This window comes from Pseudomonas sp. FW305-E2, assembly GCF_058782925.1.
On sequence record NZ_JBYSYE010000071.1, the window covers coordinates 1 to 16,111 of the forward strand.

11 protein-coding genes and 5 pseudogenes are annotated in these 16,111 nt (G+C 58.4%); 7 read left to right on the forward strand and 9 right to left on the reverse strand.

Annotation, left to right across the window (positions count from 1 at the left end):
* A pseudogene (locus tag AC3WLP_RS26850) lies at nucleotides 1-277 on the reverse strand (MBL fold metallo-hydrolase); the annotation flags it as partial.
* 381 nt (nucleotides 278-658) lie between these two features.
* Here AC3WLP_RS26850 and AC3WLP_RS26855 point away from each other — a divergent pair.
* From AC3WLP_RS26855 to adeC, 4 genes are all read left to right on the forward strand, one after another.
* Nucleotides 659-1,564: a LysR family transcriptional regulator gene (locus AC3WLP_RS26855; protein ID WP_088513802.1), complete on the forward strand. Its 906-nt coding sequence runs from the start codon at nucleotides 659-661 to the stop codon at nucleotides 1,562-1,564.
* 625 nt (nucleotides 1,565-2,189) lie between these two features.
* Nucleotides 2,190-3,338 carry an efflux RND transporter periplasmic adaptor subunit gene (locus AC3WLP_RS26860; RefSeq protein WP_088513805.1) on the forward strand — a complete coding sequence of 383 codons (1,149 nt, stop codon included), beginning with the start codon at nucleotides 2,190-2,192 and terminating at the stop codon, nucleotides 3,336-3,338.
* A 3-nt stretch (nucleotides 3,339-3,341) separates the two neighbouring features.
* A complete protein-coding gene (locus AC3WLP_RS26865) occupies nucleotides 3,342-6,497 on the forward strand; it encodes an efflux RND transporter permease subunit (protein WP_088513801.1) in 3,156 nt (1,051 codons plus the stop codon).
* Nucleotides 6,494-7,918, forward strand: coding sequence for an AdeC/AdeK/OprM family multidrug efflux complex outer membrane factor (adeC, locus tag AC3WLP_RS26870; RefSeq protein WP_088513800.1), 1,425 nt, complete (start codon nucleotides 6,494-6,496; stop codon nucleotides 7,916-7,918). Before AC3WLP_RS26865 ends, adeC begins: the two co-directional genes overlap by 4 nt.
* Nucleotides 7,919-8,040: 122 nt before the next feature.
* Here adeC and AC3WLP_RS26875 read toward each other — a convergent pair whose 3' ends face one another.
* Nucleotides 8,041-8,604: a PA0061/PA0062 family lipoprotein gene (locus tag AC3WLP_RS26875; RefSeq protein WP_256596102.1), complete on the reverse strand. Its 564-nt coding sequence runs from the start codon at nucleotides 8,602-8,604 to the stop codon at nucleotides 8,041-8,043.
* A gap of 521 nt (nucleotides 8,605-9,125) precedes the next feature.
* Here AC3WLP_RS26875 and AC3WLP_RS26880 point away from each other — a divergent pair.
* The 3 genes and pseudogenes from AC3WLP_RS26880 to AC3WLP_RS26890 all read left to right on the forward strand — a co-directional run.
* Nucleotides 9,126-9,251 (forward strand): annotated as a pseudogene (locus AC3WLP_RS26880) (aldehyde dehydrogenase family protein); the annotation flags it as partial.
* An 85-nt stretch (nucleotides 9,252-9,336) separates the two neighbouring features.
* Nucleotides 9,337-9,741 carry an aldehyde dehydrogenase family protein gene (locus AC3WLP_RS26885; protein ID WP_309475400.1) on the forward strand — a complete coding sequence of 135 codons (405 nt, stop codon included), beginning with the start codon at nucleotides 9,337-9,339 and terminating at the stop codon, nucleotides 9,739-9,741.
* Nucleotides 9,719-10,582, forward strand: a pseudogene (locus tag AC3WLP_RS26890) (aldehyde dehydrogenase family protein); the annotation flags it as partial. The gene AC3WLP_RS26885 and the pseudogene AC3WLP_RS26890, both read left to right, overlap by 23 nt.
* Before the next feature lie 123 nt (nucleotides 10,583-10,705).
* On the opposite strand, the pseudogene AC3WLP_RS26895 reads toward AC3WLP_RS26890, so the two are convergent.
* The 7 genes and pseudogenes from AC3WLP_RS26895 to AC3WLP_RS26925 all read right to left on the reverse strand — a co-directional run.
* A pseudogene (locus tag AC3WLP_RS26895) lies at nucleotides 10,706-10,911 on the reverse strand (hypothetical protein); the annotation flags it as partial.
* Nucleotides 10,828-11,064, reverse strand: coding sequence for a hypothetical protein (locus AC3WLP_RS26900; protein WP_492576378.1), 237 nt, complete (start codon nucleotides 11,062-11,064; stop codon nucleotides 10,828-10,830). The gene AC3WLP_RS26900 and the pseudogene AC3WLP_RS26895, both read right to left, overlap by 84 nt.
* Nucleotides 10,955-12,274 carry an outer membrane protein assembly factor BamB family protein gene (locus AC3WLP_RS26905; protein ID WP_088513799.1) on the reverse strand — a complete coding sequence of 440 codons (1,320 nt, stop codon included), beginning with the start codon at nucleotides 12,272-12,274 and terminating at the stop codon, nucleotides 10,955-10,957. Before AC3WLP_RS26905 ends, AC3WLP_RS26900 begins: the two co-directional genes overlap by 110 nt.
* Nucleotides 12,275-12,337: 63 nt before the next feature.
* Nucleotides 12,338-13,489, reverse strand: coding sequence for a metallophosphoesterase (locus tag AC3WLP_RS26910; RefSeq protein WP_088513798.1), 1,152 nt, complete (start codon nucleotides 13,487-13,489; stop codon nucleotides 12,338-12,340).
* Between the two features lie 53 nt (nucleotides 13,490-13,542).
* Nucleotides 13,543-14,679 carry a PQQ-dependent sugar dehydrogenase gene (locus AC3WLP_RS26915; RefSeq protein WP_178085932.1) on the reverse strand — a complete coding sequence of 379 codons (1,137 nt, stop codon included), beginning with the start codon at nucleotides 14,677-14,679 and terminating at the stop codon, nucleotides 13,543-13,545.
* Between the two features lie 87 nt (nucleotides 14,680-14,766).
* Entirely contained in the window at nucleotides 14,767-15,495 is a 729-nt protein-coding gene (locus AC3WLP_RS26920) for an NADPH-dependent F420 reductase (RefSeq protein ID WP_088513797.1), read from the reverse strand.
* Between the two features lie 10 nt (nucleotides 15,496-15,505).
* Nucleotides 15,506-16,111: pseudogene (locus AC3WLP_RS26925) on the reverse strand (MFS transporter); the annotation flags it as partial.

Consider the following 16,111-nt stretch of genomic DNA (forward strand, 5'->3'; position numbering starts at 1 on the left):
GCGGGAATCGCGCCAGGCGGACGGGGTTGGCCCTTCTCCCCAAAGAGGGTCTCCATCCACATCGACAGCTCGGACTGTCTGTCGTCTTCATGGGCGTGTCGATCTGGTTGCGGAACACGCCATCGGCATGATTGGGTGAATGCTCGATGCGCATCAGCTGATTGCCGATATACAAAGCGTCGAACACCGGGGTTGTAAAGCAGGCAAGGGCGCCAACGATGCCTAGGATAGCAATACCTACAACGGCCAGGAGAAAGCGACCCCTGAATAATTTCATGGAGTAGTTACCGTGGGGGCGGTCGAGAAAGGTTGGTGCCGCCGGCGCGCGTGAGTTCGGCCAGCAACAGTTCTTGGAGAGGCTGTAAACGTAACCGGCCCTTCACCGCCACCGACTGATCAGTCGTTAAAGGGGCTATAAGCTCTACTAATTAATTTTTTATGAGAAACTTGGATTATGGTCAGACGCAACTGCACATTGGCCATGAATTCCTTGAGTACCTATGGAAATTGATAAGTCATCATACATGACCGCAATCGTTGCGAGGTAATGCCTGATCCCTCAAAGCGATCAGGACCCCGGCGGCAAAACTATCTGTGGCGTAAAAAGGGGGCGGCGAGGTCTTTTCCGGATACGTTTCACACCGATGGCAGAGAACCCATGCAACTGACTCGTGCTAATTTTGGCGATTTTATCTACTTTTTAGCCGTCGCCCGCCATTCCAGCTTCAGTCGGGCGGGTATTGAAGTCGGGATAAGTGCATCTGCGCTGAGCCATGCGATCAAGGGGCTGGAGGCGAGATTGGGGGTTCGCTTGCTCAATCGCACGACCCGCAGCGTCACTCTGACGGCAGCCGGTGAGGAACTGCTAGCATTGATAAGCGAACCCGTCGATAAAATCGACCAGGCCATTGAGCTGTTGAACAAGTTTCGTGATGAGCCTACGGGTCGTATACGACTGAATGTTTTCAGTGACGCGGCACTCCTTTTGTTAGCACCGGTTTTATCGAAATTTGCTCTTCGTTACCCCGATATTGAAGTGGAAGTCTCAACCACCAACAGTATGGTGGACATTGTTGAAGGAGGCTTCGACGCTGGTATCAGGTATGGCGCTACCGTACCTGAGGGCATGATTGCCCAAAGCCTTTCCCCGCCTGTTCGATGGGTCGTGGTCGGAACCCCCGATTACCTCGACCGATGTGGCGTACCGCTGCACCCAGAGGATCTGAAACACCACAGTTGTTTAAGGTTTCGGCTAGGCAACGGTCGGATGTACAACTGGGAGTTTGAAAAAGATGGTGAACAACTAGAGATCCCTGTGTCCGGTAATGTCGTGCTGGACGAGACCCGGATGATGCTTGCCATGGTCACCCAGAGTGCGGGGCTGACTTATTGTGCCGAACCCATTGTCGCGCCACTTGTAGCGGAAGGAATTTTACAATTGGTCTTAGAAGACTGGATCAGTGTCGGTCCAGGCTTTCATATCTATTATTCAAGCTACCGGCAGGTGCCCATCACGCTACGTTTGCTGATCGACTTGATCAGAGAGTTGCGCCCGCTTGGATAGTTCGTGATCAACAGCAGTTTAGCCGGATTCTCTTTGGGAGAGAGAGCTGATATGTCCAGCTTGAACGGATTGCCTGACGCCAGCCAGGCAGAACAGAATGAGGGTCGAGACTCTATACTCACCACTGTTGTGAAATTGAGACTTCGGCGTATCGCCATCCGGAGGGCAACATCAGTAGTGGTTACCTGGAGGCTGATGTGGTGCGAAAGGTCTGATGGCCGATTGAGTAGGGCTTGGTGCTGCCGAAGCGCTGCGGGCAGGCGAGGTCAAGGCTGATCAAATCTCACTAATCGAGAGGATATTGAGCGTCAATTGCTTGATATAGCGCATTACGGGCAATCTGAAATACTCTGAAAGAATTTTATTACTGAATGCTCCTCATTGGTGATTTCAGTGAATTTGGGCTAATCCCCAGGCATCTCCATTGCTAGCATGCCTGCATAACAATCCAATGCGCAGCTCATGCGCTCTTCGGGCGCGGTCAATAAGCTTGATTTTCGCACCGCGCCTCCTACGCGTACTTGCCGAACCCTTTTTCCCACGGCCGTCAGCAGCTATTTCAGCCTGAGCTGCGGCAGTTTGCAAACTCATGCGCGGATTTTTCAGCGCGATGTTCGAGGACCTTATGCCACTCAAGCTTGTCATTCCTGCTTTGGTGACCGCCATTGCTTTTGCCACGATGCTCAGTGGATGCAACAAGGAGCAGGCTGCTGCTACCCCGGCGCAAGCCCCCCAAGTCAGCGTGGTGACCCTGAAACCTCAGGCTGTGACCTTGTTCATCGACTTGCCTGGGCGTACCAGTGCCTACCGCCTTGCCGAGGTTCGGCCGCAGGTGGATGGCATCGTCCTGAAACGCTTGTTCAAGGAAGGCGCAGATATCAACGCTGGGCAGCAGCTTTATCAGATCGATGCATCAACTTACGAGGTGACGCTCGCCAGTGCGCAGGCCAGTTTGGAGCAATCTCGCTCGCTGACTACCCGGTATCGGCAACTGATCGATGAGCAGGCGGTCAGCAAGCAGGAGTATGACACCGCTCGATCTCAGTTAATGCAGGCGGAGGCACAAGTCAAGGGCGCCCAGATCAATCTGAGATATACAAAAATGTTCGCGCCCATCAGCGGGCGAATTGGACGTTCGACTGTGACCGAAGGTGCGCTTGTTTCTAATGGTCAAGCAGCCCCCCTTGCGATTATCCAGCAACTCGACCCCATTTATGTCGATGTCACTCAGCCTTATGGCGAGGTGCTCAAACTGCGTCGGGCACTTGAAAGCGGGCAGTTGCAGAAGTCGGCTGACAAGGCTGCGAAAGTTAACCTGACACTTCCGGACGGTAGTCAATATCCCCTGCAGGGTTCACTGGAATTTTCGGAAGCTTCGGTCGACGAAGCCACCGGCTCGGTCACCCTACGCGCTGTATTCCCCAACCCCGATCACTTGCTGCTGCCCGGGATTTTTGTGCATGCGCGGTTGCAGGAGGGGGTTGCCGAGCAGGCCATTCTTGCTCCGCAGATTGGCGTGACTCGGGATCTCAAGGGGACTTCGACCGCCATGGTCGTTACCGCAGATAACAAAGTCGAGCAACGTCAGCTCAAGGTTGGCCGCACCGTCGGTGCGAATGTACTGGTGGAAAGCGGCTTGAGCGCCGGAGAAAAAATCATCGTCGAAGGCCTTCAGTTCATTAAGCCGGGGATCACCGTGGTCGCTCAGGAAGCGATGACAGATGAGGCGAATAGAGCCCCAGTAGCGGTAAACACCAGCGCTAAGTCGGAGTAGACGATGTCGAAGTATTTTATAGATAGACCGATCTTCGCATGGGTCCTTGCACTGATCATCATGCTTGTTGGGGCATTGTCGATCCTCAATTTGCCGATCAATCAATACCCTGACATTGCACCACCCGCCGTCGCGATTCAGGTTTCTTACCCCGGTGCTTCCGCGCAGACAGTGCAAGATACGGTCGTGCAAGTAATCGAGCAGCAGATGAACGGCATCGACAATCTGCGCTACATCTCTTCGGAGAGTAATGCCGATGGCAGCATGCGAATCATCGTGACCTTCAACCAGGGTACCAACCCGGATATTGCCCAGGTTCAGGTGCAGAACAAGCTGAACCTGGCCACGCCGCTGTTGCCGCGTGAAGTGCAGCAGCAAGGGCTTCGTGTCACAAAATTCCAACAGAATTTCATGATGTTCATTGGCCTGGTTTCCACCGATGGGAAATACACCAAGGAGGATCTATCCAACTACATCGTCTCAAATATCCAGGACCCGATTTCGAGAACTTCAGGTGTCGGTGACTTTCAGATCTGGGGTACGCAGTATGCCATGCGAGTCTGGCTGGACCCGGCCAAACTGAACCAGTTCCAGTTGACTCCAGTCGACGTGACCGAGGCGATTGAGGCGCAGAACGTACAGGTGGCTTCGGGCACGATCGGTGGTCTTCCGGCGCGCAAAGGTACGGTTTTTACCGCAACTATCATTGGCAAGACGCGACTGCAGACCTCCGAGCAATTTGGTGATATTTTGCTTAAGGTCAATAGCGACGGCTCCCAGGTGCGTCTGAGTGATGTGGCTGATATCAGTTTGGGCGGCGAAAACTACAGCATCAACGCCCAAGCCAATGGCAAGCCTGCCTCGGGTATCGCCATCCGCTTGGCCACAGGTGCCAACGCGCTTGATACCGCCAAGGCGATTCGCGCCACGGTCGACCGACTGAAACCCTTCTTCCCGGCAGGGATTGAAGCGGTGTACCCGTATGACACGACGCCGGTAGTCACCGAATCCATCAACGGAGTGATGCATACGTTGGGCGAGGCGGTGGTGCTCGTCTTTCTGGTCATGCTGCTGTTTTTGCAAAATCTGCGCGCCACCATCATTACGACTTTGACAGTGCCCGTTGTGTTGTTAGGTACCTTCGGCGTCCTTGCCGCCGCCGGCTTCTCCATCAATACCTTGACCATGTTCGGCATGATCCTGGCGATCGGATTACTCGTCGACGATGCGATTGTGGTGGTTGAAAACGTCGAACGGGTGATGGCGGAGGAACACCTTTCACCCAGGGAAGCCACGCGCAAATCGATGGGACAGATTCAGGGTGCGCTGGTGGGTATTGCCTTGGTGCTCTCGGCGGTGCTGTTGCCCATGGCTTTTTTTGGTGGCTCCACTGGCGTGATCTATCGGCAGTTCTCGATCACTATCGTATCGGCCATGGCGCTTTCGGTATTTGTTGCCTTGGTATTCACGCCGGCGCTTTGCGCCACACTGCTCAAACCAATCGATCCGACAAAACATGGCCAGCCCAAGCGCGGTTTTTTTGGATGGTTCAACAGAAAATTCGATGCCTGCATCAACGGGTATGAGCAGGGCGTAGGCCAGATCATTCGTCATAAAATGCCGGGTTTTATGGTTTACCTGGTAATCGTCGCCGGCACGATCTGGATGTTCGCCCGGATACCGACCTCGTTCCTGCCTGATGAGGATCAGGGTTTGATCTTTACGCAGGTGCAGACGCCGGCCAACAGCTCGGCTGAGACCACGCAAAAAGTGCTTGATCGCATGACTCAATATTTGCTTGACAAAGAGCACGGAGAGGGTAAAGCCGTTGCTACAGTCTTCACCGTTAACGGCTTCAACTTTGCCGGCCGCGGGCAGAATTCAGGGATCGCGTTCGTCAATTTGAAGCCATGGGATGAACGAGACAGTGACAATACTGTGTTCAAAATAGCCCAGCGTGCCCAGCAAGAGTTCCTGAAGTACCGCGACGCCCTGGTATATGCAGTTGTTCCGCCATCGGTTCTGGAGTTGGGTAACGCCACTGGCTTCGATTTCTACTTGCAGGACCAGGATAGCGTGGGTCATCAAAAACTCATGGAAGCGCGCAGCAAGTTTCTCGAGTTGGCAGCCCAGAGCCCGGTCCTTGCCGGCGTTCGCCCAAACGGCTTGGCCGACGAGCCACAGTACCATCTGACCATCGACGACGAGCGCGCTCGAGCGATGGGCATTTCTCTGACCGATATCAACACCACGCTGTCAGTGGCATACGGCAGTAGTTATGTGAACGACTTCGTCGATCGCGGCCGAGTTAAACGGGTTTACGTACAGGGCCAACCTGACTCGCGCAGCACCGCAGAGGATCTGAGCAAATGGTTCGTGCGTAACAATCAAGGTCAGATGGTCCCGTTCTCGGCATTTGCGAGTGCCGAGTGGGTCTTCGGCTCACCAAAACTGTCACGCTATAACGGCGTTCCTGCCGAGCAAATTCTCGGGACTCCCGCTCCGGGTTACAGCTCTGGCCAGGCGATGGCGGAAGTCGAGCGAATTGCAGGACAGCTGCCGTCCGGCGTAGGCATTTCGTTTAACGGGTTGTCCTATGAGGAGCGTCTTTCAGGTTCACAAGCGCCTGCTCTGTATGCATTGTCGATTCTCGTAGTGTTTCTATGTCTGGCGGCACTCTATGAAAGCTGGTCGATCCCGATTGCGGTCATCTTGGTCGTGCCTCTTGGGGTGATTGGCGCGCTGATGGCCACGGCATTGCGCGGGCTGTCCAACGACGTGTTTTTTCAGGTGGGTCTGTTGGTGACGGTGGGGTTGGCGGCGAAGAATGCGATCCTGATCGTCGAGTTTGCCAAGGAGTTGAATGAAAAAGGTAAACCGTTGCTTGAAGCGACGATTGAGGCATGCCGTATGCGTCTGCGTCCGATCGTGATGACGTCCCTGGCCTTTATCCTCGGCGTACTGCCGCTGACGATTTCCAGTGGAGCGGGCTCGGGCAGTCAACACGCCATCGGCACGGGCGTGATCGGCGGCATGATAACGGCCACCGTTCTGGCAATTTTTTGGGTTCCCCTGTTCTTCGTTTCCGTTTCAACCTTGTTTAAAGGCAGCCGCAAGAAGCAGGAAGAAACTGCTATGCGTGAGGAGGCATGCAAATGACTCGCTCTTTAATCGGTCTCGCGATCACCGCCGCTGTTCTGAGTGGTTGCTCGCTGATCCCTGAGTATCAGCGACCGCAGACACCGGTTGCGGCTCACTATCCGCAGGGGCCTGCCTATCAGGCGGCCAACGCCGCCGACCAGGCCGCTGTGGAGCAGGGGTGGCGCGACTTTTTCCACGATCCGGCATTGCAGCGATTGATCCAGATCGCCTTGATCAATAACCGCGACCTGAAGGTCGCGGCACTGAACGTTGAGGCGTACCGGGCACAATATCGAATCCAGAGAGCTGACCTGTTTCCGGCGATCGGCGCCAACGCCAGCGGAACGCGTCAGCGGCTGCCGAGCGCTCAGTCGCAGCCTGGTCAGCCCAGTATTTCCAGCCAATATGACGTCAACTTGGGAATCAGTTCGTACGAGTTGGATCTGTTTGGTCGCATCGCCAGTCTCAGCCAGCAGGCTCTGGAAACTTATCTGTCGACCGCCCAGGCACGACGTTCGGCCCAGATCAGCATCGTTTCGAGCGTGGCCAATGCCTACCTCACCTGGCAAGCTGACCGTGAATTGCTCAAGCTCACCGAGAACACGCTGGGCACCTACGAGGAGAGCCTACGTCTGACCACCCGGAGCAATCAGGTGGGTGTGGCTTCTGCGCTTGATCTCGCACAGGCGCGTACTTCGGTGCAAGGTGCGCGGGCAAGCCTGGCAAACTACCAGCGCCGGGTTGCCGAAGACGAGAATGCTTTGGTGCTTCTTCTCGGTACAAGACTGCCCGCAGATTTGCCAGAGCCACAGCCCTTGGATGGCGACCTGCTCGCCAACGTACCGGCCGGACTGTCCAGTGATTTACTCGTCCGCCGCCCTGACATCCTAGCTGCCGAGCATTCGCTCATGGCGGCTAACGCAAATATCGGTGCGGCGCGAGCGGCGTTTTTTCCTAGCATCAGCCTTACGGCAAATGCTGGCACCTCGAGCGCGAATCTGGATGGGCTGTTCAAGAGTGACGCAGGCAGTTGGGCGTTTTCCCCTATCATCAGTTTGCCGATTTTCAACGCAGGCGCGTTACGCGCCAGCCTGAATTACTCGGAGATTCAGAAAGATATTGGAGTGGCCAACTACGAGAAAACTATCCAGACCGCTTTCCAGGAAGTCTCCGACGGATTGACCGCACGTAAAACCTACATCGATCAGTTGCAGGCACAGAATGACCTCGTTAACGCCAGCCAAGATTATTATCGCCTTGCCGAGCGTCGCTATCGAATCGGCGTGGATAGCCACCTGACCTTTCTGGACGCGCAGCGCTCGCTCTTTAGCAACCAACAAGAACTGATCAACGATCGTCTTGCGCAGTTGCAGGCTGAAGTGAGCTTGTATCGTGCATTGGGTGGCGGATGGAACGAGCGGGGCGTGGACAAACTCTGACGATAATGTCTAAACAATAAAGCCCGGCGATAGGCCGGGCATTATTGTCTTGGCGTAGAGTAAACCTGTCATGATTGCTGTGTACTTAGAGGGTGCCTCGCTATCATATGCTCTGCGAAAAATTACAAGCAGGGTATTTTGTCAGATTGAGCCAAGGTGTTACCTTTACTGTCCAGAAGTTCAATCTTCACCTCTCTTCCTGCACTACTTTCCATCAAGGTGTAACGTTCATTCGGTAAAAAATTGTCATAGGACAGGGTGGCAACACAGCGGTGCAGGCTTTCCTGATAGCCCTTGGTCACTACCCCAAGTTCCATCGTATGCGCCCCTGGCGATACTTTGAAATAAGTCAGGTTCTCTGCACTTTGCGTATCCAGGCGTCTGGCCAGCATTTCATCACCAATCTGCTCGTGAAGATTGACAATGGATTCGCCATCTTTAAGCGTCGGAAGTTTTGTCGCACAGCCAGCCAGGCCGGTGATTAAAATAATTGAAGCTGTAAGTTTTGAAAGGTTCATAAGTATCCTGAATTCTTTGGGTGTGAGAATATCTATAGTCTTGTTTTGAATCATTAAGTAGGGAAGGGTTAGGCAAGCTATTCCAGTCTGGTAACTCATTAGCTGGCTGCGTTCCCCAATTGTTGTTTTTGCAGATGACGTACGATAATCGAGTGCGGCAAGGATCAAGATGCCTACTCGATATCCGGATTTAATTTGTTGTCGGTGGGATGATATTCTACAGGCTATTTTTAAGTTGATTATCCTGTAAGCGATCAATACAGTACTGAGATTCACTCACCAATGATGGGCCATCCATGATGCCGAGAGCTTGAATCCCTGATTTAGCGCATTATCCAGGCAGCATTTATAACTGAACACACGAGAATGCTGAGGTGGCTGGTGGTCTGATGGTGGCGGTGATTCAGCTAGCGATTACGCTTGGTGCAACTGCTGGTGGTTTTCTCTATGACGGAGTTGGGTATCAGGCGACTTTTATGGCCAGCGCAGTGTTCCTCTTGAGCGCGGCTCTGCTGACAATGTTGGTAGCCCGTACACACACACAGCAGTTGAATAGCAAGCAGAGAGAGGTCAGGGCAATGCAGCGTTATGAGAAGTTCTACATCGACGGGAAATGGGGGACTCCGCTTAACCCCAGCTACATCGATCTGATCAATCCCGAGACCGAGATTCCATTTGCGAGCATCGCGATGGGGGGAGGGGACGACGTAAACAAGGCGGTAGCTGCTGCGCGAAAGGCGTTTGAAACCTTTTCGCAAACCTCCGCGGATGAGCGTATTGCGTTAATCGACAGGATTATCAATGCCTACGAATTGCGTATTGATGAGTTCGCAGCAGCAATCGCTCAAGAAGTTGGAATACCTGTCAGTTCGCGTGCACAAGTCATGGCCGATCAACCACATGAAGGTTGCCCGCGACTTGCTGAAGAGCTATGCCTTCGAATCGAGGGTTGGTGCAAAAATCGTTCGTCGCGAGCCCATTGGTGTGTGTGCATTGATATCGCCGTGGAATTGGCCGATCCAGACAAAAGTCATCAAGGTGATTTATGCCTTGGCGGCAGGATGTACTGTTGTGTCAAAACCGAGCGTGAACTCGCCGATCAGTGCCATTTTGCTTGCTGAGGTCCTGCACGAAGCCGGTGTACCAAACGGGGTTTTCAATTTGCTCAACGGGCCTGGCCGCGTGATCGGTGAGGCCATGTCCAGCCATCCTGATGTAGACATTAGTTTCGTTCACTGGGTCTACAAGTGCCGGCAGTCAGGTAGGGCAAGCCGCAGCACGGACCATCAAACGTGTCTGCCTTGAGCTGGGTGGGAAGTCTGCCAACATCGTCCTCAAGGATGCTGATTTGGAGAAGGCGGCTCGCTGGAACATCCAACGTTGCTTCTTCAATACGGGACAATCCTGCCAAGCTCCGAGCCGTATGTTGGTGCATGAGTCGTAGGTTGAGCAGGTCATTCCATTCCTTCGAGACGAAGTGAGCAAGTACCGTCTCGGTGATCCTCAGAACCCAGAGACAACGATGGGCCCGATTGTGAGCAGAGCTCAGTTCAATAGCATCCAGCGTCACATTCAGTCAGGTATCCATGAGGGCGCACGTTTGGTCGCGGGTGGGGTAGGGCGGCCGGAAGGCTTCGAGGCGGGCTTTTATACCAAACCGACGGTATTCGTGGATGTGTCGCCTGACATGACCATTGCTCGGGAGGAAATCTTCGGCCCAGTTCTGGCAGTTATTCCGTACTCCACTGAAAGCGAGGCTCTCGAAATTGCTAACGACTCGCCTTATGGCTTGGGTGGTTATGTTTTCAGCGGTGACTGCGATCGGGGTTACGAATTTGCCAAAGGACTGCGTGCTGGGCGTGTTTCTTTCAACGGTGCGGAAACGAACTCGGTAACGCCGATGGGGGGTACAAGCAGTCCGGATCGGTCGTTCAATGGGGGCCTTTGGGGCTGGAAGAGTATCTGGAGGTCAAATCTGTTTATGGCTTCGAGGACAAGGCAAGCCAGCTACCTGATTTCAATCTCTGAATCACCTGGTGCTCTCCGAACGTTCGGTAAGAGCACCTGTGGAAGCAAGAGTCGAGCCGGCTTGAGTCTCTCAGCCGGCTTTTTCGTGCACCTCGGATTTTGGTTCACGCGGTGGTAGCCATGCATGGCGCTACAACTACTAGCTGCAACTCATCACGGTCTCTTTACTCGATCAAATCTTACATCGCTATAGGCATCCTTCTGTGGAGGATGCCGTCCGTGAACGATGGTAAAGCGGGGGTTAGCGTTGCTCAGCAGGTAGTGCAAAAGCGACGAGCCTCGTTCCCGGCTTGGTGCCATAGGCCGGTCTGCCGCCTTCAGTTACCACCACGAATTGCCGGCCGCTGACTGGGCTGCGGTAGGTCATCGGCGTCGCGTTGGCGCTGGTGGCGAGACGGCTGCTCCACAACTCCTGGCCGGTGCTGGCGTCCAGTGCGCGGAAAGTGTGCTCGGCCGCCCCAGCGCGACGACGGCGCTGCCAATGTCGTCGTCAAACGGGCGGCGCTGACCGCCGTAGGCATCGGGCGTGGCCCCACCCATGGGCACATAGACCAGGCCCAGTTGCTCGTCGGCGCTGATCGGCGCCCAACTGTTCGGCAGGGAGGGCGTATAGACCTCGCCCTCGCGGCGCGCCAATGCGATCCGGCACGCCAGCGTCGAAGGCCCAGGCCAGTTCGCCGGTCACAGCGTCGAAGGCCCGCATGACACCCGAAGGCCCGCCCCAATACTGGCCGTCCGGAATACCGCCGCCGACCACCACCTTGCCCCGGATGACCTGAGGCGCCGAGCTGACGTAGAACAGGCCGTGCGGATAGGGTCCGATCCCCTGTTGCAGATCGACAAGGCCTTTGTGGCCGAAGGCGGGGCAGAGTTCGCCCGTGCGTGCGTCGATGGCAGCGAGGGTCGGATTGTGGCTGGGGGCGAAGATGCGTTCCGCGCACATGCTGCCTTCAGGGGCGTCTGGTACCTTATAGTAGGCCACGCCGCGGCAGGGTTTGCCGGACGGCTCCTGGCCATTGGAGACGTTGCGCCGCCAGCGTACCTGCCCGGTCTCGGCGTCAAAGGCATGCACGCCATTGTTGCCGTCGCAGGCATACAACGTGTCGCCGACCATGATGGGGGTGACCTGCAGCGCGTTCATCTCACCGGGTACCGTGGCTACCATCTCGGCCTCCCAGACCTTGGTCAGTCCAGTGACGTTGGAAGTATTGATCTGATCGAGCGGGCTGAAGCGTGTGCCGCCCTGGTCGTTGCCGTAGGCCTGCCAGTCGTGGTCGATCCTCGCTAGCGGCTGAGCCTGGACCCCCCGACGCATGGAGGGAACCTCGTTATCCTCGTCCGGGCTGTGGGCAACGCTGCCCACGACGACCGCCGCAACCAAGCTACCGGCGAACGTGGCACCACCACGAAGCCGCAACGGCGAAGGCAGACGTCTGATAGATGGCAGCAGCAACAACGTTGCGAGGAGGAAGGGTACAATCAGCCGGGGCGCGAGCTGCCAGCCGGAAAATCCGGCTTCCCAGAGGCTCCACGCCACGGTCCAGACCAACATGGCACCATAAACCCAAGTGCCTCGCCCATCGCCGCGCCAGAGCAGCACGCTACTGAGGATAGAGGCCACCCCCGTGACCAGGTAATAGAGCGAGCCGCCGTTGGCAACCAGGATCACGCCGCCCACCTCAACCGCCAAGCCGAACACCAGCAGGATCAGCGCGGTGATTGTTCGGGGCCAGCTGCCAGGCACCCGTGAAGTAGAGTTTTCGCCGCTCGTGCCCGCTTTGGGGCGCATCGCAATATTGGATATGTTCATAGGCTTTCCTCCGAGGGGATTGGGCGGCGTACTGTTTCAGCGGCCCCGATGGCCGCACATGCATCAGCCACGCCGGAGTGTGATGATCGAAATCTCGCGGGGCACGCCGATGCGCAATGGGAGCCAGTGTCCCAATCCCGAGTTCACGTCTAGATAGGCGTTCCCTTTCTGGTAGATGCCGTGCATGTAGTCGTAGGCGACGATCACCGGCCGCCCGAACAGGCGCACCTGGCCCCCGTGCGTGTGGCTGGACAGCGTGAGCATGGCCCCGCGCGCCGTGGCAATGGGAAAGAACTCGGGATGGTGCGAGAGCACGACCAGCGGCTCGCCGGTTGTGGCTTGCGCAAACGCGAGGTCGGCGAACCGAAGCATCGCGGCATCCTGCTCGTCGCGCGGCAGCATGTGGCGCCCGTCCGCGGCCAGCGGGTAGTCCACGCCGGCCACGCGTAGCGCAACGCCGCGCGGGTGTACCTGGATGCTGCTGTTGATCAACACCTCGATGCGCGGATTGCGGCGCTTGAGGGCGGCGACCACGGCGGCCTCGTTGGGGTACTTGTCGTGGTTGCCGAGGATCGAGAGCACGGGCAGCGCCTCGCTGCGCTCCAGGGCGTCCAGGGTCGGTTCGAGCTGGTCCAGGTCGTCGATCAGGTCGCCGGTGATCGCCAGCAGGTCCACCTTGCGATCGTTGACGAGATCCACCGCGGCGGCGAGGTCGGCGGGCTTGATGAAGGGGCCGACATGGACATCGCCGATGTTGGCGATGCGCAGGCTGTTCAGGCCCTCGGGCAGGCCGCGCACCTGGATCACTTCCTCGCGCACAACGGGTCCGCCGATGGTGCCGAAGCTCACGGCGATGCCGACGGCCAGCGACAGGCCGACGTACACGAGCTGCACCCGTGGGCCGTGCGCCTGCGCCCCCGCAGGCGAGCGTCGCCGGAGCGCCCAGCGCACGGCCAGGAACAGCGCGAAGGGCACGATCAAGAGCACCGCCGTCACCAGTGCGCCGACCCAGGCGCTGACCAGCCAACGGCCTCCCTGGCTCCACACGCCTTCCAAATCGGGCAGGAACCACCAGACCAGATGCACGAGCGCGGCGGTCGTCCAGAAGGCCGCCTGCACCCTCGGCCTGCGAGCGGCTCTGCCGCTGGCCAGCAGGAACAGGCCGACCACCAAGGTCAGTACCACGGAACGGAAGAATACGAAGGTCAAGCTCATGGGCAGGGACTCTTTCTCAGGTCATGTCTGTGCGCTACGTCGGGCCCTCTGTGCTAACCCTTTGGCGCCAGCATCAGCATCCGGCCGCTCGTGCCGTCCTCCAGCAGCCATAGCGCGCCATCCGGCCCGGTGCGCACGGCGCGGATGCGTTCGCCCATGTCCCAATGGTCTGCCTGGTTCGCGTTCTCACCGTCGAGGGCGATGCGATCCAGCGACCGGCCCGAGAGGCCGGTGATGAAGAGGGAATTCCTCCACTGCGGGAACAGCTCCGCGTCGTAGTAAGCGAGGCCGCCCGGGGAGATGGCAGGGTTCCAGAACACCTTCGGCGCCTCGAAGCCATCACCCGGCGCGTGGTCGGGGATGTCGCGGCCGTCATAGTGGTCGCCGTTCGATGCCCTGGGCCAGCCATAGTTGAGGGCGGGCTTGATCAGGTTGATCTCGTCGCCATGGCGTGGACCCATCTCCATCTCCCACAGGCGCCCCTCCTTGTCGAAGGTGACGCCCAGCAGATTGCGGTGGCCGTAGGACCAGACGGCGGCGTGGAAGCCCTTGGCCGCGAGCGGATTGCCGGCGGCCGGTGTGCCGTCGAGGTTGAGGCGCAGCACCTTGCCGAGCGTTGATCTGGGGTCCTGCGCCGGATCGAGCAGTTGACGGTCGCCACTGGTGAAGAAGAGATATTTGCCATCGGGCGAGAAGGCGATGCGGCCCGAATAATGCCCGCCGGTGGAGGCCTCCTGGGCGCGGAAGATGACCTTCGTCTCCCTGAGCGCACCGCCTGCCTGATCCAGTGTCGCGGTGGCGAGCGCGACCCGGCTGCCGGCACTGGAACCCGGCTCGGAGTAGCTGAAATAGACCCGCTTGCTGGCCGAGAAATCGGGAGCGGGGACGATGTCCATCAGTGCGCCCTGACCTCTGCTGCTGACGGCGGGTGTGCCGGACAGCGTTCGCTTGGCACCTGTTCTGGGGTCGAACAGGATCATCGCGCCCTGCTTTTGCGTCACCAGCAGGTTGCCGTCGGGCAGGAAGGCCATGGCCCAGGGGCTCTCGAATGTGCCGACGGCCTTGACCTGGAAAGGCAGGCCACCGGGCGCGGTCGCGGTGGCCTGCGCGTTGGCGGGCGTCGGGGCGGTGGCGCCAAGGTATAGGGTGAGCGAGAGCGTGGCGGCAAAGCCGAGCCTGCGCAGATTCATGATGTCAAGCCTCCATTCGCGGGTTGGACGGTGGATGGTCGGGCGTGGAGTCGGGTTTGCCGAATTCGTTCGATGTCCATATCGGGCTCAGCTGCTGGATGGCAGGCCGAGGCGCTGGCGCAATGCCGGCGCTGTCAGGTGGGCGCGAAAACCTGGACCGCCCTGCTGGAAGGAAGCGGACGCCGCCAAATTGCCGACGACGACCGGATCGCACCCGGCATCGCGGACCAGGTCGGCGGCGACCCGCATGGCTTCGGCGTCGTCGCTGGCGATGGGCATCCCGATGCGCCCGCCAGTCCGTGAGGCCGACGTTTCGACCACGGTGGCATCGACAGCGCTGAACGCGCGCACCAGCCGCGCGCCCGGCATGTACTTGACGACGGTTTGAGCAACGCCCAGTTCGCGCGCTTCGCGGTACACGTCGGCGCTGTTCGCCCCCCAGGGATTGGTGGAGTCCAGCACGATCTTGCCGCGGTAGGCGCTGCGCAGATCGCGCCCGACCTGGGGCAGTGCCTCGAAGGGAACGGCCAGCAACAGCACGGTGCCGAACTCTGCCGCCGCCAGCGGCTGGCCGACCGAAGCGCGCGGCCCCAGTTCGCGTGCCATGGCCTCCAGCTTGTCGGGGTTACGCGAGGAAAACATCACCTCGTGCCCGGCCTTGACCCACAGGCGTCCCACGGTGCCGCCCAGCCAGCCCGCGCCGATCACGCCGATGCGCATCGGCGGGGCCGCGAACGCGCGGGTCGCCGGGATGAGCCACGGCATCGCGGCCAGCAGGCCCATGGATTTCAGAACGGAGCGGCGGGAAGGCTTCATGGTCGTGTCCTCAGTGGATGGATGGCACGGCGGCGGCGTCCTGCCGCTCTTGCGCCTGGTGGGTGCGCCCCAGCCAGACGCTCAGGCCCAGCCAGACGGCCGACAGCGGCACCGCGATCATGGGAATCTGTGCGAGGGTCAGGCCCAAGCCCATCAGGCCCGCATACCCCCAACTGGCGAGCTGGTCGCCACCCCGGTAAACCACGGTGTCGATGAAGTTCTTGGCTTTGTAGCGGTCCTCGCGGGCGCTGGAGGTGAACAGGATTTCGCGGGCGGGACGGGCCAGCGCGAAGTTCGCCACGCGGCGGCCCACCTGTGCGGCCACGATGACGGCGACGCTGGGGCTGGCGGCCAGGACCGCGAAGCCCAGCAGGCTCACCAGGGGCAACACGCACAGCGTCACCACGACGCCCAGGGTGGCCAGCATCCGGCCCGTGACGAAGAGCTGGAACACCAGCGTTATTGCATTGACGATCAGGTCGATGTTGGCGAAGAACGCCGTGCGGGCCGCCCGGTCGGGAAACGATGCTTGGGCAATGCTGGCCTGCTGGAAGTACAGGAAGGTCGAGGTGACCGAGTACAGCAGGATGAACAGCGCCAATCCGCCCAGATAGGG